Source organism: Anaplasma marginale str. Florida (genome assembly GCF_000020305.1).
GTDB classification, from domain to species: Bacteria; Pseudomonadota; Alphaproteobacteria; order Rickettsiales; family Anaplasmataceae; genus Anaplasma; species Anaplasma marginale.
The window spans coordinates 722488-744341 of sequence record NC_012026.1; the positions used below are offsets into that span (position 1 = coordinate 722488).

At 50.7% G+C, this 21854-nt stretch carries 13 protein-coding genes; 6 read left to right on the forward strand and 7 right to left on the reverse strand.

Annotated features, from left to right (window positions below; translation table 11 throughout):
- Positions 1-17: 17 nt before the first annotated feature.
- The 3 genes from AMF_RS07985 to AMF_RS07995 are packed head-to-tail and all read right to left on the reverse strand — an operon-like array spanning position 18 to position 3691.
- A complete protein-coding gene (locus AMF_RS07985) occupies positions 18-1133 on the reverse strand; it encodes an efflux RND transporter periplasmic adaptor subunit (RefSeq protein WP_010264959.1) in 1116 nt (371 codons plus the stop codon).
- On the reverse strand, positions 1099-2514 hold the full coding sequence (lpdA, locus tag AMF_RS07990; protein WP_010267870.1) for a dihydrolipoyl dehydrogenase: 1416 nt from the start codon (positions 2512-2514) through the stop codon (positions 1099-1101). Before lpdA ends, AMF_RS07985 begins: the two co-directional genes overlap by 35 nt.
- Before the next feature lie 7 nt (positions 2515-2521).
- Positions 2522-3691: a PQQ-like beta-propeller repeat protein gene (locus tag AMF_RS07995; protein WP_010267873.1), complete on the reverse strand. Its 1170-nt coding sequence runs from the start codon at positions 3689-3691 to the stop codon at positions 2522-2524.
- Between the two features lie 320 nt (positions 3692-4011).
- Between AMF_RS07995 and der the strand changes: the two genes are divergently transcribed.
- Complete coding sequence (gene der / locus AMF_RS08000; RefSeq protein ID WP_010264970.1) at positions 4012-5328, forward strand: ribosome biogenesis GTPase Der; 1317 nt, start codon at positions 4012-4014, stop codon at positions 5326-5328.
- 107 nt (positions 5329-5435) lie between these two features.
- Here der and gpmI read toward each other — a convergent pair whose 3' ends face one another.
- Positions 5436-6920, reverse strand: coding sequence for a 2,3-bisphosphoglycerate-independent phosphoglycerate mutase (gene gpmI, locus AMF_RS08005; protein WP_010267876.1), 1485 nt, complete (start codon positions 6918-6920; stop codon positions 5436-5438).
- A gap of 301 nt (positions 6921-7221) precedes the next feature.
- On the opposite strand from gpmI, the gene carA reads away from it, so the two are divergent.
- From carA to dut, 4 genes are all read left to right on the forward strand, one after another.
- A complete protein-coding gene (carA, locus tag AMF_RS08010) occupies positions 7222-8322 on the forward strand; it encodes a glutamine-hydrolyzing carbamoyl-phosphate synthase small subunit (protein ID WP_037330697.1) in 1101 nt (366 codons plus the stop codon).
- A 166-nt stretch (positions 8323-8488) separates the two neighbouring features.
- On the forward strand, positions 8489-8620 hold the full coding sequence (locus AMF_RS10645; RefSeq protein ID WP_262406092.1) for a hypothetical protein: 132 nt from the start codon (positions 8489-8491) through the stop codon (positions 8618-8620).
- Positions 8599-9534, forward strand: a complete 936-nt coding sequence (ispH, locus tag AMF_RS08015) for a 4-hydroxy-3-methylbut-2-enyl diphosphate reductase (RefSeq protein ID WP_037349391.1) — start codon at positions 8599-8601, stop codon at positions 9532-9534. The genes AMF_RS10645 and ispH overlap by 22 nt, the downstream gene beginning before the upstream one ends.
- Positions 9535-9735: 201 nt before the next feature.
- Positions 9736-10179, forward strand: a complete 444-nt coding sequence (dut, locus tag AMF_RS08020) for a dUTP diphosphatase (protein ID WP_010270240.1) — start codon at positions 9736-9738, stop codon at positions 10177-10179.
- A gap of 46 nt (positions 10180-10225) precedes the next feature.
- Here the strand turns inward: dut and AMF_RS08025 are convergent, their stop codons facing one another.
- Entirely contained in the window at positions 10226-11599 is a 1374-nt protein-coding gene (locus tag AMF_RS08025; protein WP_044051795.1) for a UDP-N-acetylmuramoyl-tripeptide--D-alanyl-D-alanine ligase, read from the reverse strand.
- A 240-nt stretch (positions 11600-11839) separates the two neighbouring features.
- Here AMF_RS08025 and AMF_RS08030 point away from each other — a divergent pair, with 240 nt between their 5' ends.
- Entirely contained in the window at positions 11840-12457 is a 618-nt protein-coding gene (locus tag AMF_RS08030) for a DUF2460 domain-containing protein (protein ID WP_010264990.1), read from the forward strand.
- A gap of 14 nt (positions 12458-12471) precedes the next feature.
- Here AMF_RS08030 and AMF_RS08035 read toward each other — a convergent pair whose 3' ends face one another.
- Both AMF_RS08035 and AMF_RS08040 read right to left on the reverse strand, forming a co-directional pair.
- Positions 12472-17754 carry a type IV secretion system protein gene (locus AMF_RS08035; protein WP_012659010.1) on the reverse strand — a complete coding sequence of 1761 codons (5283 nt, stop codon included), beginning with the start codon at positions 17752-17754 and terminating at the stop codon, positions 12472-12474.
- Positions 17717-21847 (reverse strand): type IV secretion system protein, encoded by a 4131-nt coding sequence (locus AMF_RS08040; protein WP_012659011.1) that lies wholly within the window; start codon positions 21845-21847, stop codon positions 17717-17719. Before AMF_RS08040 ends, AMF_RS08035 begins: the two co-directional genes overlap by 38 nt.
- Between the last annotated feature and the right edge of the window lie 7 nt (positions 21848-21854).

The following is a 21854-nucleotide window of genomic DNA, read 5'->3' on the forward strand; positions in this document are numbered from 1 at the left end:
AAAGCCTCTTCCTAAGGTCACAGATTAACTTCCGTGCCAACTGTCACATACTCGTGACCGCGTGCTATAAGGTTCACATCATCAGGGACGCCAGAAACCCAGAGTTGCCCCCCTAAATCGTCCACTATCTCCACCTCAAAGAACCGCACTGTATTATTGTCGAGAACCTTCACACCAACTGCGCCGGTATCATCAAGGCTTAAGGAAGAAGAGGAAATTTTGTGAGTCTTGAACTTGCCAATAGGCACTCTAACCAACGCGGCCATTCCTTCAGTCACAAAAACCCCGCTTTTGTTATCAGCCAAAACCTCAACCATGTACGTCTTAGTGTCAGGAGAAGCAATCCTCCCAATGAAGGCGATATCACCGCGCAATACCTCACCGCTACCTAAAACAACATCGGCAGGACCATGGAGTTTCAGCTTTGATATGCTCTTCTCCGAAACGTGAGAGACAACTCTGAGGCGGTCAAAGCTTGCAATCTGCGCGATAGTCTGCCCACCACTGATAAAACTCCCCTCTTGGGGAACAATCTTGCCAACTATTCCCGAAAATGGCGCTTTGATACGTGTATTACGCAACTCTATTTGTGCGCGTTTCAAGTCAGCAGCAGCGGCCATAAGTGCAACGAGCGCTGCATTGTCCTGAGCTTCAGACCTGTAGCCAGTGCTGCTCAGAGACTCGGACGCGTCGCGCTCAAGTTGCCTCTGTTTCAACAAAGCTTCAGCTTGTTTGAGCCTTTCCACCCTGCCACACTCCTCTATCTCGAGGATGACCTGCCCACTTTCAACTTTGCTACCACTCCTGGCAACTACCCGCTCCACCTTGCCGCTAACCTCGGACAGAATGTTCATAAACTTTGAGGCATGGACTTCCCCGGTCAAATGTATAACCAGCTCCCTATCCTCGGCACGCAGTTTTTCCACCCTGATAATTGCAGGCAGCTTTTTACTGCCCGAGATGACATCACGCCCGGTCGTACCGGGTGCGACCAATCCACTCATAAGCCACAGGCCGCACATCATAAGAAGGCAGGCAGCAAGCTTGTAGCGCAACCTCAGGTGCAAAATCGCTTGCACTGTGCTGCGCAACGCACCACTAACCTTTTCTAGAGCAAGCAACTTCACACGCATCTCTAAAGACCTCGTTTACATCCGGATGGGAGTGGCATATGTGGCAAATATCCTTGGAAGAGGCCCGGTAGCCGAGAGCGACAACAGCCTCGTTAATCATGGTATCAGCGTAAGTACCTACGATGTGCACCCCAAGGATGGTATCAGTACGCTTGCATGCAACAACTTTAACAAACCCCTCACCTTCACCAGTAACCCTAGCCCGTCCGTTTGCAGCAAAGTTGCTCTTACCTACCTTGTAGTCATACCCCACGCTCTTCACGTAATCCTCACTTCGCCCGACAGATGCAACCGCGGGGTGTGTGTAGACCACCGCCGGAATGACGCCGTAATCCACGTTTGAATCATGCCCTGCAACCAGCTCAGCAACTGCATGCCCCTCCATTTCAGCCTTGTGAGCCAACATTGCCCCACCAATCACGTCACCTATAGCGAAAATCCCCTTTATGCTGGTCTCGTACCTGCTATCTACCGAAACAAAACCCCTATCGTCCAGCACCAATCCATCTACAGCAACTGTCTTGCCGACGTTTGGCCTGCGGCCTACCGCCACAAGAACCTTGTCAACCTCTACAGCTGATACTGCGCCACTAGAGATGGCTTCACAGCTCACAACCAGCTTGCCCCCTTTCTTCTCAGATACGGAAACCACTTTGTGTGACAGCATAAAATTGATGCCCTGTTTTTTCAAGTGGCTCAACAGCGCTTTGCTAACTTCGGAATCAAAACCCGGGGCGATGCAATCTGCATATTCAACAACAGTAACTTCCGCTCCCAGTCTGCTCCACACCGAAGACATTTCAAGTCCTATGGCCCCACCCCCTATGACAAGCAGTTTGCCCGGAACGTCCATGCCCAACGCCCCATCAGAGGATAAAATCCTGACTTCATCAATGTCGATGCCAGGTAAAGAGGCTGGAAGGGAACCCGTGGCAAGCACAACATTCTTGGCAGATAGCTCATCATCCGTAGGCGCTCCTTCACGCCTTACAACAATCTCAAAACCATCACCCATGGCGCGAGTAACAGTTGCGGCCCCACATAGCCTTTCCACCCCAGCAGAAGAGAACAGGCTGCCTATACCGGAGCCAAGCGCGTTTATTTCCCTGTCTCGCACTTCAAACATTTTGCGCAGGTCAAACTTTACATTGCTGGCCGTAACCCCAAAGTCCTTGAAAATATCCTTGGCCGCGTGATATTTGTAGGAATAGTCCAGCAAGGCCTTTGATGGAATACATCCAACTCTGAGGCAGGTACCCCCAAGCAGCGAGTTGTTGTCTATACTTGCAACCTTGAGGCCGAGCTTCGCGGCCTTGAGCGCGCATTTGTACCCACCTGGCCCGGCACCAATAACAGCAACGTCGTAATCACATACACCCATACGACACCTACGAAAGCACCATTAATCCTTGCTTCCCCGCAGAAGCGTATGCCATACCTTTAGACAGCATGAAAGGGCGGGTGAAAGCCCCAGGAATCTTGTATGACTCCTCAAGCGAACCCGAGAGTGCGTTCACCCCAAGAAGCCGTCCATTCCTTCCCAGCAACCACAACCTACCCCCAACAAGCACCGGGGAATTCCATCTGCCACCTCCTTTGATCCCGTCCAGATCGAGAATCCACAGCTGTGTTTTGCTCTCCGGATCAAAAGCCATTAGCTTGCCATCTCTGGTCAAGACAAAAATACCGGTTTTCTCTACACCAAGAACGTCATACACCTCAATGTCGGCAGACCACAATTTCTTCCCGGAAGATAGCTCTACACTCTCCAGAGCTCCAGAATCATTTACCAGCAGCACTTCCCTAGCGACGATCACCGGAGAGACCACACTGCGCCCGACCACGCCTAAATCCTTTTTGCCAAGGCCAATCTCCCAAACTTTATCCCCGCTATCGGCATCCAGGCATAGCACCTTGCCATCAGGCAGAAGCATGACGATTACATGCTTTTTGTGAGAGTAGGCAACTGATAGCGGGCCTTTTACCCGTATGTCTGAGGCACCAATCTCCTCGTGATGCCACAGCAAACCGCCATCAGCCACGTTAAAAACGTAGAGACAATTATCGATGACTAGCGCCGCAACGGCTTTGCCATCGTTCAAGGTGACAAGGTCTCCACTCAAAGGGTTACGCAGGACCCTCTTCCATTTTATGCGCCCATCCTTGGGATCAATGCCGTACAGTAGATTATCAATAGCGCACAGTAAAGTCCCGTCAGAGTACACAATACTGCCAGAGTACACACTACCTGTACCTTCTGCCAAGTCAACATTCCACGCTATCCCACCAGCATCTTCCTCGCTGAGCGCAACCAGCCTGCCGCGCCCATCCAGAACCACAATGCGGTTATCCACAACCACGGGCGGAAGCACAACATCATGAATGCCAACCAAGTTGCGCACCCGAGAAAACGTCTGATCAACTTCAGGCGCAATAAAAGACGTGGAGAGACCCCAAGTCCGCTCAGAAACAGCTAACTGCTTCACGGAGCCGGCCAACGCCGCGCCACCACTATGCAATAGGCAGAGAAATACTGAAACGACAGCTAGCAGCCGCATACAAACACAACAAATAATAAAGAACCGTGTTCATAATCTGACAACTTGTACAAAAAATCAATCAATTTGTTGACTGCCATATCGCACCTAAGCGCCGCTTAACACCACACGAAAACTTCCTACGTGCCACATATGTGCGCATCTTCCACACAACAATAAATTGGGTATAACCATCACACTGTCGCGCAAAGTGCTGGTGCAAGCTTAGTGTGCACACGTTACCACGGCGTACAACTCCCCTCCCCATTTAAGGTGCTGCGCACTCTAGATATTGTTAGTATAATCCCCCAAGGACGCGGTTCCACCATAGGTCTTATATAATGCAAAAAGTGGCTATAGTCGGGCTCCCGAACGTGGGTAAGTCTACTATCTTCAACAGGTTAGTGAGAAGCAAGTCAGCCATAGTCAGCAATGTTGCCCACGTCACCAGAGACAGAAAGGAAGGTGTGGCGAACTTTTGCGGGTTGCAGTTTGTTGCCATAGACACAGGCGGGGTAGGTGCCGGCACCGGCATGCAAGCGCTGGTCACCGAGCAGGTTGAGCTTGCCTTGGAATGCACAGATGTGGTTCTATTCGTTGTAGACGCCAAAAAGGGCACAGATGCCGAAGATACAGACTTTGCAAAGTGGCTCAGAAAGAGAACACCGAAACCGGTCATCCTGGTGGTAAACAAGTGCGAAAGCAACAAGAGCTGTGCTCTTATAGATGATATGGAGTATTTGGACTTTTTAGGGCCCGTGTACATCTCGGCCGAACATAACCTGGGCATGCCAGACTTGTATGAGGTTATGTCACCCCTATTTGAGGGCGAACATAGGCAAAAGCCTCGTGAGAAGGCTATCACAATCTCAATCATCGGTCAGCCAAATGTCGGTAAGTCGACATTCATGAACAGTATTTTGGGAGAGAAAAGGGTCATTACCGATGGCACCGCAGGCACAACTCGTGATTCAATCAGCGCGGAATATTGCTACAAAGGGGTCAGGCTCCTTCTTACCGACACTGCAGGAATCCGCAAAAGAGCGAAAGTCACAGAAAATATGGAAAAACTTTCCATAAAATCGGCCACGGATGCTATATCAAGGTCTAGTGTTGTTGTGCTTATGGTCGATTTTACGCTCGGAATAAACCAACAGGATCTTTTCATAGCTGATACCGCCATCAGGGAAGGAAAAGGAATAGTGGTCGTTTTAAACAAGTCAGACCTAATAGATGACAAGGCAGTTGAAGAAGAGATATTGCAGGCGATAAGGCGGCACAGTAGGGTGGATTTTGACGTACCCATTATGAAAATTTCCGCGCTACGAGGCACCGGGTGCAGCAAAGTTCTGGACAGGGCAATAGAGCTGCATAAGTCTGCAAGCAGTAGAATCAGCACCGCACAACTCAACAGATGGCTCAATGTCGCGCTGGAGCACCACGCCCCTCACCTGCAGAACAACAGAAAGGTTAGATTGAAATATATAACCCAAGTGTCGGCATTACCACCAACTTTCGTAGTGTCGGCAAATACGACACATATTGAGGATAGCTATTTGCAGTATCTCAAGAATAGCTTTATCAGAAACTTTTCCATGCAGGGCGTGCCAATCAGGCTTATCATAAGAAAGAGCCATAACCCGTATTCAGGCAAGTGAAAACCCTAGCAGCCCGCCCCCTTAGGCGCTGGACTACTAACCACACACACTGCAGTTAGTCCTGACCAACTGCAACCCGTAGTGCAGCCGGCACACCTACGTGCCCATCATTCCGGCGTCAGCAGGGAACTTCCCGTCATCTCGTCTGGTTTCGCTATCTCCATGAGCTCCAAAATCGTCGGGGCAACATCGCACAACCTGCCATCAACGAGGCCAAAGCGCTTGTCACAATTACACAGCACCAGGGGCACCGTGTTAGATGTGTGCGCGGTAAACGGAGTGCCACGCATATCAAACATTTTTTCGGCATTTCCGTGATCAGCAGTTATCAACATAGTTGCACCAGCCTTCTTCGCGGCGTTGAACACCATTTGCAAACACGCATCAATCACAGATATCGCCTTCTTTACGGCTTCGAGGTTTCCAGTATGTCCTACCATATCCGCATTAGCATAGTTTACCACAATCAGGGAATATTGCCTGGATTCAATGCGCTCCACCAAAACTTCTGTCATCGGGAATGCAGACATCTCTGGCTGAAGATCGTAAGTACCGACCTGAGGTGAGGGAATGATGACTCTATCCTCCCCGGGAAATGGTTCTTCTTTGCCTCCGCTGAAGAAGAACGTCACATGTGCGTATTTTTCAGTCTCCGCAATCCTGAGCTGCTTAAGTCCGCACTTAGAAACAACCTCCCCCAAAGTGTTGCATATATTCCTGGGTGGGAACAGGGACGGCACCTGAATTTTTTCCGAATAGCGGACCATGCCGAGAATGTTGGAAACCTCCTGCGATCTGTGCAGGATCATACTCAAAATTTGCACGATCCTGTCGCTTCTAAAATTAGTGAGCAATATTCCATCCTTCGGGGAAAACCCCTGGTAGTCACCGATAACAGACGGTACCAAAAACTCATCCGAGATTCCTTCGCTGTAGCTGCTCTCAATGGCGGTCATGGCGTCTCTATACCTTGGCCCCCGCGCCAGAGCGATGGCTTCATAAGCCTTTTCGGTCCTGTCTAGCCTATGGTCCCTGTCCATGGCATAGTAGCGACCACTTATAGTCGCTATGCTGATGTCATATGAGTGCACAGCGTCGTTCAAAGCCGTTACGTGCTTTTTTGCCGAACGAGGGGAAACATCACGCCCATCTAGGAACGCGTGTATCAGAACTTTGATGCGTAGTTCCGCAAGGACCCGCGCAAGCTGGGTTATATGATCTTGCAATCCGTGCACCCCCCCATCGGAGAGTAAACCCATTATATGGCATACCCCGCGCCCATTCTTGATCGCTTCAGCGAATTGCAGTAGGTACGGATTGCTGTGAATCTCGCCGATTTCCGCGTTGATCCTCTGAAGATCTTGCAGCACCACCCTGCCAGCACCGAGGCTTATGTGCCCAACTTCAGAATTCCCAACCTGAGCTGCAGGAAGCCCCACATCCTCACCACTGGCAGACAAGCTGCTGCGTGGACATCCGGAAACTACAGACTCCCAAAAAGGCTTGCGGGCAGCATGTATGGCATCACACTCATCACCGTTACCATTGCCCCATCCATCGAGTATGCAGAGTACAACCGCGCTGCCCGACATACACTTTATTTGAGCTAAAAGAAAAACAGGGCCAATTCTACAATACCTTACGCGCCATAGCAAATAACTATCGTCTGCGCACCAACGCCGCAACTTCTAAGTTGAAAATTTCGCGCCCCTACCCCTGCTGCACGGTGTAGCCATCTGTACAAACTATATACGAATAAACCGGGGTGTCGCATCAGTGGCGGCACCATATGAACATAACACCAGAAAATGCATATTAAAATCTACAAATAACCCGTTAACTTTTGTCAGGTTTTGTACTACAATACCGGGGTTTTTGTTTTCGTTACTAGCCATGATATATGGCCGTCATGATGCAGTGCTGGTGCTGTCGGATGGTCGCCACTTTTTCGGTACATCCCTGGGAAAAAGGCAAGACTGCGTAGGTGAGGTGTGCTTCACTACAGGGTTCACTGGCTATCAATATACCATAACTGACCCGTCATTTGCCGGGCAGATAGTGGTTTTTTCCTTTCCGCATATAGGAAATGTAGGCGTCAATAGCAGAGATTTCGAATGTGAGCATGTGCTCGCAAGGGGCATAGTGGTCAGGGAAATGTCCCACGCGTCTCACGTATCTTCATTGGCTGACCTAAACTCCTGGATGGAAGCCAGCGGAGTTAGCGGAATATCGGGAGTTGATACCCGGGCGCTTACCTTGCATTTGCGTGAGCATGGTTCACAAAACGGGATAATACACTGCTTTGACGACCCGGATCTGCTAGATTTACAGAAGCTGAAAAGCGCTGCCATGGCGCCCACAGTGCCCACTGTAGCTACTGAACTCCCTCATTTGAAGAGTCATCAGGTTTCACATACCGGTTTGAGGATCTGTGTCATAGATGTAGGAGCAAAGCGTGGAATAATGCAGACGTTATCCACCCTTGGGTGCGCTATATACGTTGTAGCAGCGAGGGATGATTTCGTGACGCAAATTATGGATTTGCGCCCACAGGGGATAGTAATCTCCAACGGTCCTGGTGACCCTCACGCCGTCCCAACTGACACAATAGAACAGTTGCGCGTCCTGCTGCAGCAGGGAATACCAATGCTCGGGATATGTCTAGGACACCAACTACTAGCTATTGCCATAGGGGCAAAAACCGTCAAAATGCGGCACGGCCACCGGGGAAGCAACCATCCGGTATACAACGTTGCAACCAAGGCTGTTGAGGTAACCAGCCAAAACCATGGGTTTGCCGTAGACGCGCAGACTTTACCAGAAAATGCAGAAGTCACCCATATATCATTGTTCGATGGCACAATAGAGGGCATGAAATTGCTAGATCGTCCGGTACTTTCTGTGCAATATCACCCAGAAGGGCACCCTGGTCCGCATGACTCGCATTATATATTCAGAGATTTCGTAAACCTTGCTAGAGCCTACAGATGGTGATATTCGGACCGCAGGTCGCTGCGCCACTTGCAGTTCTGGAATATAAGTTGCAAATGCACTGCACCCAGTAATGCCCACATGGCATTGGTGCAAGAAATCGCGCGCCTTGGACGCTAAACTGTGCACGTATTCGCCTCTAGAGCCAACTATCGGTGTGGCTCCCCGGATGCTTGACAGCCTAGATTGGAGGCTGTACAACAAAACCACAGCGTGTGCCGCGGCTATTGCGGGGTCATGCTGCGTAGTCGCAGTGGCGGCTTCTTTCGTCGGGGTTTTATGCTTGGTAATGTCGAAGTAATTCTGGCTCGGCCGCGCGGGTTCTGTGCGGGCGTAGAAAGGGCAGTACGCACTCTTGAAAGTGTTGCTAGCAGGTACGCCGGAACCAGAGAAGTGTACGCGCTACACGAGATTGTGCACAACCTCCACGTTGTAAACAGCTTCAAAAAAATGGGCGTAAAGTTCGTTAGTGCACTACATGAAGTGCCGGAGGGGGCGGTTTTGGTGTTCAGTGCACATGGTGTATCTCAGCAGATTAAGGAGGAGTCTAGGCGCAAGGGGCTCACTGTAGTTGATGCAACCTGCCCCCTGGTCACCAAAGTACACCTGGAAATACAGCGGTACGACAAAAGCGGGTATCAAGTCATACTAGTGGGGCATAAGGGACACAGGGAAGTGGAAGGCAGCATGGGGCAGGTATCTAACCCAGTGGTTCTTGTACAGAACGTTCAAGATGTACAGAGTATTAAAACCCCCAGCGCGGCCAAGCTCGCATACGTAACCCAGACGACGCTCAGCATGGATGACACCGCAGAGATAATCAATGCTCTAAAGCTCAGGTTCCCCCAAATAGTGGGGCCGGACTTACGCGACATATGCTATGCAACCCAGAACAGACAAACAGCGGTCAAGGCCATGTCACAAATGGTGGATGTTGTGCTCGCGATAGGCAGCAAGAACAGCTCCAACTCTAATCGTCTGTTAGATTTAGCAAAGGCTCAAAATGCCAGGGCCTACCTCATAGACTCGTACAGAAACATAGATCTGGAGTGGTTGATTGGCGCACGCAGAATTGGAATCACTGCAGGTGCTTCCGCCCCGGAAATTCTGGTACAGGAGGTTATTGACTATTTAGGCTTGCACGCAAACCTGAAGGTGCGCACCATGGACGGGGTCAGCGAAAATATCACTTTCAAACTGCCCGAGCTTGATTAGCCAAGCGTCAAGGCATTTTGTGTCACCTTATGTCTTATCGCAGGCAGCACCCTGCACGCGCATTCGCAACCTGTAATCCCCCACCCAACTGTATGGTACCGCAGCCACAGTTAGATTTTCATACGTGATTTGTATCTGCTGGCACTTGATTATTCACGGGAAAAACAGTAGGATCGCCGAAGATTCGGAGGTCGTGGGGTTGTGTTGAAAGTCAAGATTTTGAGGCTCGCCTCAGGGTATGGGTTGCCCTTGCCGTCTTATGCCACTCCCAAAAGTGCGGGGTTGGATTTGTATGCCGCGGTTGACAGCAAACTGGTGGTGCACCCGGGTGGCAGGTGTGCGGTGAAGACTGGTGTGGCCCTGGAATTACCCGACGGGTATGAGGCACAAATAAGATCGAGGTCCGGTCTTGCTGCCAACTTTGGTATTTGTGTGTTGAATGCGCCGGGAACCATAGATTCTGACTACCGGGGGGAGATAACCGTGGTGCTATCGAACTTTGGTAGCGAGGATTATGTAATCAGCCGCGGTGACAGGGTTGCACAGATGGTGATAGCTCCGGTAGAGCGAGTAGAGTGGGAAGAGGTGAACAGCATAACGGCTACCAGCCGCGGAGAGGGGGGGTTTGGTTCTACGGGAACGTAAGGCACGCACCGCTGGTGCCGGTGGAGGGCATATTATCCCAGTAGGCTTAGGTCGCGTGTTCTGGGCACTCAAGCAGGTGTTTGACGACCAGCGATAGCTTGGTCGCGAACGAACCCTTAACCAGCACACCATCTCCCGGCTTGATGATGCGCTCCAGATGTGCAAGCGCTTCCCCATGGTCGGCAAAATGCCCTCCGCGCAGGTGCTGCGGTAGAACATCGTACAGCGCCAGCATGTGGCTTCCCACCGTGTATACTACGTCTATGTTGCTGTGCATTATGCGCTCAAGTAAGCCTCTGTGGTAGTGGCAGCTACCGCTACCCAGCTCGAGCATATCACCAAGTATTGCCACTCTTCGAAGGACGCGGGCGTGGTTCAGGTTACTGAGGTTCTCTATGGCCGCAACCATAGATAGCGGGTTTGCGTTGTACGCATCATCCAGCAGGACAATTTCTCTACCTTTGAAAGCGGTAACATGCACCTTACCCCTCCCTTCCAGCGGAACAAATTCTTCCATGGCCCCCCGGGCTTGCGTAAGATCGATCGAGAAAGCATGGCCCACAGCAGCCGTTATAGCAACTGAATACGCCAGGTGCCTAGCACCGCTTTTCAAGTTGTACTGTAACTCCTCACCAAAACACCTGAAAGTTACGGAGTTACTTGGTTCCTCACGTCTGAAAATCTGCACATCAGCCCCTACACCCACACCAAAACTTATGATACGCGCACAATAGCTTTCAGCCACGGCACGCATTTTGGCATAGTACTCACTATCGAAGTTCAGCACAGCAATGGCCCCATCTTTGACGTGGTTAAACACCTCCAATTTTGCGGCGAGAACACCCTCAACAGATTCAAAAAACTCCAAATGTGCCGGGCCCACGTTGGTAATCACTGCAACATCTGGCCTTGCAATACGCGATAGGGCATCCACTTCCCCGGGAGAATTCATGCCCATCTCGAGCACAACAAACTCTGCATCTTCCGTCAAATTTGCAGCATACAGGGGCATCCCTATAAGATTATTATAGTTCGCCTCGTTGTAATACACCTTGCCGTATTTGGACAGGGCCCCACTTAGAACATACTTCGTGGTAGTTTTGCCTGCACTGCCAGTGATCGCTATAACCTTGGCGCGCGTATCCCTCAGGCGCATAGTTGCAATATCGTGCAATGCCCGCAAAGTGTCTTTCACCGCAACTAAAGGCCCACAATCCGCAGTCGGGACGGATACCTCATCCACAACAGCGGCTACGGCACCTTTGCTGAATGCCTCCGGGACGAAGCAGTGTCCATCAAAGTTTTTACCCTTGATTGCAACAAATATATCCCCGGGGCGCAAGGTCCTGGTGTCTATAGATATCCTACCGAGCGACGTCCAGTCTTTTCCAAGGCACAGCCCGCGAACTGCAGCCCCCATGGATTTGGCGCACCACATATGCCGAGACAATAACACAAGCGCACATGCATACCACAACTATAACGACGAAACAAGTAGGGGTGCCACGTGAGCAACACCGGGCGGCCGGGCACTGAAACGTGTGCGCGTTTAAGGTAACTGGCACAGTTAAAGCGCGCCGCGCACTCCCTACACGCCATAATGCAGCACAGAAAGTGATTACCTCCCGCCGCAAAGGGGGATAAAATTTCCGAAGGCTGAGTGGAGTCTTATGTGCCAAACAACGAAGCAAAATTCCCTGAGAACATATCATACGGATCCATGGGAGGACCGACTTTTTCTACTGTCATTTCCGAACTCGGTGGCGGAAAAGAGCAGCGCAAAGTTAACTGGACGCATTCGCGCAATAGGTATAACGTGGCGTACAACACCGCATCCAGTGATCAGTGCAGTGCATTGATTAGCTTTTTCTATGCACACAGGGGAAAAGCCCTACCCTTCAGATTCAAAGACTGGTCTGATTACACAGCAACTGGGCAAAATATCGGAGTGGGTGATGGCAAAAGCCTGAATTTTCAGCTGGTCAAGCGCTACCACGCGGGACAATATTCCTATGTACGCAAGATTAGCAGACCGGTAGTTGGTACCGTTAAAGTATCTTTAGGTGAGGTATCGCAGGAATACGAGAGGGACTATAGCGTAGACTACAATAGCGGAGTCGTCACGTTCGCTGTGCCACCAGCACATAATGCAACCATCCACGCGGACTTTGAGTTTGATGTACTAGTCAGATTCGATACCGACTTTCTCGCTTTTGCGCTTGAAGCACACGGCAACTACGGGTGCCACGGCGTGTCATTAGTGGAAGTCAGCGAATAGCTATCCACCCAGGCCTATTGAGAAGACCCACCCAGACCGTCCAGTTCGGCCTTCAAGGTCGACAATTCAGCCTCAATACTCTGCTTGTCGGTCTCTGTAACGTTGGGCGAATCTAAAGCTTTTTGCAGCTCCACAATCCTCTCCTGAAGCGCGGACATTTGCCTCCTGCGCTCCTCCTGCTGCTGTCTCCTGGAAGCCCCACCAGACCCTGTATGCTTACCTGTTGACTGGCTTGCACTCGCCACCTTGCCACCAATCTCCGGACGGTGCGAGCCAAGCGTAGCGAGTGTTACATCCGCTTCTGTACCCGCTTCCGCAACGTCAACAGCATCTTCAAATTCGTCATCCGCATCATCGCTGTCAGTAGCGCCTTTGTCTTGCTGTTCTGTATCTTTAGCCTCAGCAACCTCTGTAGCTCCCTCTACGGCTTCTTCTGGCTGCTCATCAGAGATTGTTGTGGTATCATCTTGGTAGCCTGACATTCCCGTAGCTTCCGCCCACGCACACGCACCCTCAGCCGCGCTATATGTAACATCATATTTCACGCCACCTTCATCCTGGGCGGCATGTGTATGAGCTTCTTCGGTGTCTTGGTGCAAGACCGCTGCCTTCTCAGCCATATCATCACTTACCGCAGTGTCATCGGCCAGATCCGCAGAACTTTCGGCTGCAATCCCTTGCGAAAGCACCTCGTCAAGCACTTCTTGCAGATCACCACCCTCCCCTTTGGTGCCGCCACTGTATGCTGCATACGTTGCAGCTTCCGCTGCTGCGGACTCACCAGAACTTGCAGAAGCACCCTCATGTTCGCCCTCACCCGATCCTTCTTCTCCTTCAAGTCCATTTTTGCTGGTGTACGCCTGGTACACTTCTTCCCCAACTTGCGGGCCAGACTCCTTAGCATCCTCGTAGTCATCCCCGTGTACATCGCCGTAACCGAGCTGTTCTTCCCCACAGTCGTGTTCGTCCTCTTCATACCCCTTCTTGCTGGATTTTCTGCCACCTTCTGAGCTTGAAGTACCGCTCCTACCCCGATCGGATTTTGTGAGGGGCAGACTCCTATCCTCACCCACTTCACCCTCAGACATAGCCCCAGCCGCTATACCCTCTACAGCGGCTTTCTCATCACCTGCGGGCGCACCTTGACCAGCATCAGAAGCCCCGTCGTCATAGTCCGGGGTAGGATCGTAGTCCGGATCAGGGTCATAATCTGGAGTAGGATCGTAGTCCGGATCGGGGTCATAATCTGGAGTAGGATCGTAGTCCGGATCGGGATCATAATCTGGAGTGGGATCATAATCTGGATCAGGATCGTAGTCTGGCCTAGGTTCAACCTCCTGCGGCTCATCTTGCGCATCACTCGGAGTAGTCACCCGCGTACCAACTTCATCCTCAGACACAGCTTCCACCGCCAAACCTTCTGCGGGTTCTGCAGCGGCTTCCTCGCCATCCGCAAGCATGTCTTGAGAAGCGTCGAAAAATTCATCATAGTCCGGATCAGGGTCATAATCTGGCTCAGGATCGTAGTCCGGATCGGGATCATAATCTGGAGCGGGATCATAGTCCGGATCAGGTTCAGCTTCCCGCGGCTCACCTTGCACATCACTCGGAGCAGTCGTCCGTGTACCAACTTCACCTTCAGGCACAACCCCCCCCGCCAGATCTTCCGTAGCGGCTCCTTCGCTACCCGAAAGCACATCTTCGAATCGGTCCGTAGGAGTCCTGGAAGTGCCCTCCTCTTCTGGTGGGGCCTGCACCTCGTCTACGTCGCCTGCTTCAACTTCACGCTGCTCATCCACTGCATCACGCAGAGCACTAGACTCGGTATCACGGCTCCGTTCCTCCATGGAATCGCCAGATTCACTATCAACAGTATCAGGTGCCTGTAAAACATCATCAACCATTTCGGAAACACCTGCCCTTGCAGCCTCATCATCTGCACCCTGTTCTCCTCCGGCACCCCGTTCATGACCGGGCTCAGCGGGATGGGTTCCGTCTGCCCTTGTCGCATCATGCCTAGCAAGGGAATGCTCCATCAGCCGCGCAAAGTCGACGTCACCCGAAGGTGCAACAAACTCTGCAAGCTCTGGAACTTCCCCAGGCCTTTCTTGAGCCACTGTAGTGATCTCACTTCTGAGCTTGTTCATGTCTTCGTCTATTCTATCCCGCACCTCGGGATCCTCCGCACGGGCACGTAACGCACCAAGGCCATGGAGCGTATCAACTGCATCCCAGAAATTTTCCCTATCGACATGCAACTTTCCATCGCTATCAAATAGCCTGCTGCTGGGGGTATCAGCGCCCTGTGTACCATCTTTCAAGTCAGGACGCACGAACGGATTCGCATCATCGTCCTTTTGCGCAGGTGCGTACCCACTGGGCTTGTACTTCTCAACTCCAATAGTAAGCGCTTCCAGACTGCTCAAAAATGCTGCCCTATCTTGAACGATGTTGTGCATCAACCCTTCAGTCTCGGAACCCGTAATACGGCCCAGCGCATGGCCACCTAGATATTTCATCGCATCTAGTGGTGAGTATCCCAAATGGGCGCCCACCCACGCCCTAGCGTAGTCAAATCTGGGCGAAATTGACCGCATTGAATACAAATCCTCTTCGGTGTGTGAAGCAGTGAGCGCACTGGAGAGCGACCTCACACCGTGGGCAGCCGTGCCAAGTACTCCACCAACTATAGGCACCCTCTTCAGCAAGTTTTCTGGCATCCTGGTAGCAGTAGAAGCCAAATCCCCCGCCTTTGCCCGCATCAAGACTCTGAGCCCATCTATACCCCTATCTACACGATCTATCAGCGTACCAACAACTGGGATATGAGAGAATATCCTGACAAACCCGTCACTGTACATTGACGCCACAGTCCTTGACAGTATACTACCGCCAGCAAGCACAACCGCAACATGCTGCACAAAGGCTCTCATCTGCCATACAAGAAACGCCACCAGGATGAGCCCAAACACCTCAGGCCACATAACTATGTAACCCTTCTTGAGATCCTTGATTATGTTGTAATCATGCTGCTCTTCAAGATCCTTAGCAGACGTAGGATTGAGCACCGTGCTAGTACCTATCAATTTGGTGGTCAGTGTTGTCACCAACTTCTCTTTGAATTTGAGATCCGTGTACTTCTGCTTGACGTCCTTCTTACCTTGTGCGTCCTCCTTCTCTCTCTCCTCGATCACCTTAATAAACTCGTCCTTCGTCTCGCTCGTCACGGTTTTATCTTTCACGCGTTCTTCTAGCTCTTTCTTTATCTTCTCTACCAACCTGGCAGTTGATGTGCCGCGTGCACTGGCGATGAGCGAATTTGTCAAGGAAGTTAGAGATTCCAGCTTTTCGCCATCCTGACTCTTAATAGGAGACACCCCACCTGGAGGCGCAGAACTTTTAGCATCCGGATCTAGGAACGGGAAGTCCACATAGCGGAAATCCCTATCTTTGTAGTCTGGTGGAACCTTAATAATAGCGCCGCCACCGGTAAACACATAGCGTGCGGAAGTTCCAGAGTCGGTTTGCTCACCCTTCCTTGAAGACCCACTCCACCCAATTAGTATAGGATCGTATTTTTGCCCGGGAGTCCACTCGTAGTATTTCTGATCGATAATTCTGTGCCCAAGTGCATAAAATTTGATGTGCAGCACCTCGTTGTAGCAGGCGGTAAAGCCGAAAATCCTGTAGTAGTAGTGCATTATGAGCGAGCCAAACATCGCGATCAGGGTAAACATCAGTATGGCCTGCATCGAGAAGCTAATGCACTGCGTTAACCATCCATCAAAAAGGCTTCTGAATCTGGAAAAGAGGATACCAATAAACATTATAGGCATCAGCGCGATTAGGAAGGTGATCCCCACAAATGCGGTAAGGTAAATTATAAAGCCGTAGAGGCACAGGGCTACGTAGCAAATTACCGCTATTATGATTATCAGCAACGCAAATATAGAGGCAAAGTCCGCCATGATGAGGGCTCTGGCCTTGGCTTCCCACACAACGGTGGAGAATATTTTGTCCACAATCATCACGTCCATAAAGTCAAACGGAGCGTCGGACTTGAATTTCTGCCCAGCGGCGTGACTATTGACTAGTGCTATAATTTGGTCAACGCCCCCTGTAAACAGCTTCAGAAGGTGATTATGGAAGAAATCCCAACTACCGGGAGATACCAACAATATTACCAGGATAATCTTCAGTATCCGGACCATTGTGTCAGCGAGAGGTGCTTGCACCATCCCAAGTAGGTACACCAGCGCAGAGATGACCAAAAACAAGGTTATTACCGCAAATGCGAAGGTCCTGAACCCCTTGTTTTCTACAATGTTTCCGAATATCTGCTTCCCAGCCTTGTCTAGTTCATCTCTGACTAGCTTTCTCACATACTCAAATATCCTGACACCTTTGCCGTTGATGACACCTTTTTTAAACTCCAAACTGTAACCACCGGCGTTGTCGTAGTAGTAATTGTCTAATATTTTGACGTAAATTTTCCACCCTCTTTGCGGATCAATAGACTTGCAGTCACTACCGAATATTTTTCCGCCAGAGCTGTAGGACACCTCCTTGCCTTCACCCGCAGCTGCGTGCCCCAAGTGAGTGGTTGGAGACACGGGGTATTCTATTAAATCAAGGGTGGAGTTCGGATCTGGATCCTCCGGACGTTTGAACAGCAAATACGCACCATACCCTTTTTCCAGCCAGCATGGCCTCCCGTATCGCCCCGTATTTTCATCATCAGTCGCTGGTATGTGTTTACAGTTAAGCTCACAACCGCTCACGCTGTGCTTGCGTTCTTCGTAAGGGCCGCACACCCTACCTACATCAACCACGGAATCGTAAAATTCGTCGTTTAGGTCCACCGGCCTTGATATGCCAGTATTTACCGCCAATGGCGAGCTGTGTTTTTCGCCATGCTTAGCCCAGGGAACCCATGCTCCCTGTATGCTTATTACTATCTCTTCCCCATCAGTAACAAACCCCGTGTCCTTCCATCGGACCATGTGCTTATTTGCTCCCGGAGTGCTTGCATTACCTGTCTGCCCATCGTCAGCTTTGAACGCCTCCACGTTACCCGGGCCGTAATAAGCCGATACAGAAGCAGTAGTATTGCTGTTAAAGTTGTCCGCGGACACACAACGGGGAAACGGTACATCACTTCCACATGATGCAACAAGCAGGCACAGCGGCAGTAGTCTGAGGAATTTGTTTACAGCTGACCTCGCAATAGTAACCATGCTTCCCAGACCAATAGACCGCCTATTCCTTGTCTTGCTTTTCTCCTGCAGGAGTGTCATTATCCGGGTTCTTGTTTAACTTTTCCTCAATGACCTTCCCATCGCCGTTGTCGTAGCCGTCCGCAGCGCCATCTACAGGGTGTCCTGCTATACCTACACGCCCACCTGTAGAGTCATCTGTATCCTCCCCAGTATCATCACTTAGATGGTCAACAAACTCAGCCTGATATCCCTGGGAAGCTTGATGACTGTAATCGTCTCTCTGTTCAGTATTTTCCGAACTGCTGGCAGTCTGCACATGATCCGCCGATGCCTCCTCAGGGCCCTGCTGTTGATCATCTTGACCTATATCAGATTCAGAATATTCAGCGTGAGATGTGGTGTCGGCACGGTCCATTTCGTCCGTATCAGCACCAGAATCGCTAGAATCGGAACTACCAACGCCTTGTTCTAGGGACTGATCATCCAAATTATCTTCGTGATGTACACCACTATCTTGGGCACCACTATCTTGGGCACCACTATCTTGGGCACCATGTCTGAGCTCTTCTGAGTCCGCAGCACCAGTATCACCAGCTGGCGGCACATCTGCGCCCGCAAAAAGTGATGGCTCATCCCCCCATTCAGGGCCTGCATCAAACTGTGAATCAGTATGCAACCCAGATTGCTCATCATCGCTGGCACCACTGAGCATGTCTCTCCCGTACGAATCGTCCTCGGCCCCCTCTCCGCCAGGCCCCATAGGCGCATCTGCACCCACTTCCTCGTAGTGCGCTACACCGACATCATCCGGAATTCCAGACCTGCTCACATCTTCATCACCGCCCGAAGTAGCACCTTGAACCATATCACTTGACTGATCACCCATAAGTGGTAATTCCCCGCCACCAGGCCCACCGAAATCAGTCACATCTGGCACCCCTACTCTCGGCGCTCCACCACCAGTTACACTGTCGCTATCCTGACTAGCCCCAGTAGCGGTATCATAGCCGGGTCCGGCATCCGGGACAGTAGAGCCGTCAACGCCCTGTACTGCCGCACGGGCCGCAGTATCTCCGCCCCCATCGGGCTCTGAAAATTTCGGATCGGCACCCTCCTGCATTGGTCGCACGCCATCCCTGTTTTCGAACTGCAGCTTCTCTTCTCCTGGCGGCACCATACCTCTGGCTGCTGCAATCCGCTGTTGTGAGGCAGCATCTAGGCCTACGACCCCAAGCATGCCCTGGGTAGCCCCCATAGCACTCGCCGTTATACTAGCAACACTACCAGATATTGAGTGAGCCAGAGTCTCAGAAATCTTCACAAACGCCCTGATAGATTTGCAGCATAGTATGAGTATCATGGCAATAGCAACACCGAACGGCAGGCCCATAAATCCTACGTCTTCCCTAGCGAGTCCCTCGCGGTGCCTATCATCTATAGAAAGCTCATTGGAAAAGCCTATAGGCAACATGACCGGCAGCAGGCATATATCTGGCCTGTTAGGAGTACCGGGGTCGTCAGAAGGTATGTTAAGGCCTATAGCGCAGTTCTCACAGGCGGTAAAGTCGGTAACTGCATGCAAGCTGGTCAGGATCATTTGATTCAAAAACGCAAGCGAAGCAAATATGATGATCGGCTGGAGCGAGAAATTCATGAGCATCTTAAGCCACCCATCGAACAGCTGTCGGGTGCGCTGAAACAATATGAAGGAAAAAAATATCGGGGCCAGGGTGATTAGAAATGCCACGGTCAAGATCGAGAACAAATACATGATCATGGCTTCAAACATGGCCAGGAAGAACTCTATTAATGCCCAAACCACCCCAACAAACGCGAGCCAACCAACAGGGCCTGCTGCTATTAGGGCAAGAAGCCTTAACCAAAGCTCTGAGGTCAGAAGTATCCCCAAGGTTGCATCTAAAAACTTGAACGACCTATCGCCATCTAGGTACCCATTGAACGCCTCAATAATGTCTGACACTCCTCCAATGAACATGCTGAAGCAGTGCTCGTTGAAAAATCTCCAGCTATCCTGTGAGAACACGCACACCAGGAATACCACCTTTGCAACTCTTATGGCGAGATCGTACTTGGTAATTTTGATCACACCCATAATGTACCCCAATGCGGAAAACATGAGGTACAAGGTAAGCACCCCTTGGATGAGCATCCAGAAGGGCTTTGACGTCACCTGATTGCTGTATATTTGCTGTATGGCCCCCTTCTTGTTTTCCTTAATAGATTTCGCAACCGCGGATGCTATGTTGTCAACCTTGTCAACGTCTGCAACACCCTGTGTAGTCGACATTTCGGTGCCATACAGTATGTTCAGTAGGGTGCCTTGCAGGAGCGCAAAAAACTTGGAAATTATTGGCTCCCAGGTGGGAACCCAGAGCCGTACTGAATAATAGTTATCCGGGTGGTTACTATCTTTGAGCTGATTGTCGTATTCTGCATCAACGGCTATCCCAAAGTATAAATATCCTTTCTTGCCGCTAATACCATTATTGCCGTTACTGCCATTATTACCGTCTTTCTTCTTGTTGATGTAGTATATACCCTTGGGGTTCAGACCATCCTTCTCCAAATCAAGCTCCACGGCATCGTTACTACCATTTTTACCAGGCAAAAATGTTGGTGCGTTTTCCCCTATGTACATGTACAGCTTCTTGCCCGCGGTCGCGTAACACGTCCTGTGGACTTTTAGCGTATAAAAGCCCTGCATCTCCTCTTTGTTACTTGTATCACTCCGGACAGAAGTGCCACTATTATTTTTAGGTTTGATATATGAGAGGAACAGTCTGCCGCTTTTTTTCACCTCATAACTCTTGTGCATCCTGAGGCTTTGCTCACTAAACTTTCCAGCTCCGGAGAGATCCTTTACCTCCTCGGGAAGAAATGTACAACTACTGCCGCTACAGTCTTTGGTTATGTCTTTGCCCTTATCGGTAATAACGGCAACCGCACCTTCAGCGAGCTCGTAAGCGGCGTTTTTAACGTCGTTTACATCTGCTGGCAGATCCAAATAATCTTTAAGTGCATCGGGATTCTGCTCAAAATCTATCGTCGTGTTGTCTTGTATGGTTTTCTTAGGCTTCGTTGTGGGGCACATGACTTTACCATTCATAACCCGCACAATGGAGCGTGTGCAGTCCTCCTTGTTCACCTGATCTGAGGGTGCACATATCAGATCACAATTACAGCTTATGTCATACTCCGTATACCCCCTGAGCAGGGCATCATAGTCGGGTTTGGTCTGGCTACCACCAGATTGCTGCGTACTGTTGCAACCTACACCCTTCTCATACTTCCCTGGGTTTTGGTTCTGCTTGAGATCAGCAAGGCTCCTCCCCTCCATCACCCTGGTAATGCACTTGTCTTTCTTCAGCTCCGTGCACAGCGCTGTCGTTATTTCTGGTGGGCCACTAATCTTAACTGTCCTTCCATCATGAATGCGCCCAGTAGCGATCATGTACTTTGAGTTAGATTTCAAAACCCCCTGTTTGTCATCCCTCGTAATCTTCGATAGGTAGCCCAGAGGAAACGCAAGACGCGGAGTTTGCACATCACTGCCCCCAAGCTTGGGCAATTCAATACCTTCACGCACCTCCTCACATTCTGTCTTGCCATTTTTCAGGACCTTGTAGTACAGTGACGCTGAGCCGCCATAGGCGCCGGAAGAGCATATATCCTTCGAGTTAACACCCAGCTTACACTCCTTGTCCTTGTAAAAGTCACTATTTCCATAGTAGATTACAAAGCTTTCTTCGTTTCCTATCCTCTCGCAAGATGGAAATTCCAAATCATAAAGAAATGGGAAGAAGGTCACCCGATCGCCCTCTACAACATCGAGCAGGGTATCATAAAATTCGTGCTCGGAGCGGGAAGACGTCAAATCTTCGGGAAACATTTTTACCGTAGCCGGAGTGCTGGCATCCTTGGGACAAAGGCTGATAGTGTTTTCAACCGTAAGTTTTAGCTCGGTATCCTCCTTAACAAGGTAACCTGAATTCACCCAATAGGTCGCTGGGTTCTGCCTGGAAGCACCAGGTGGTTGCACTGGCACCTTTACTTCAACAGAGCTGCTGCTCACGCCCTTCCCAGGCTCTAGGCACACCCCACCACAGCCGGAGATTAGCAACACCAACGCAATGAGCAGTAACCTGAACATCCCTATA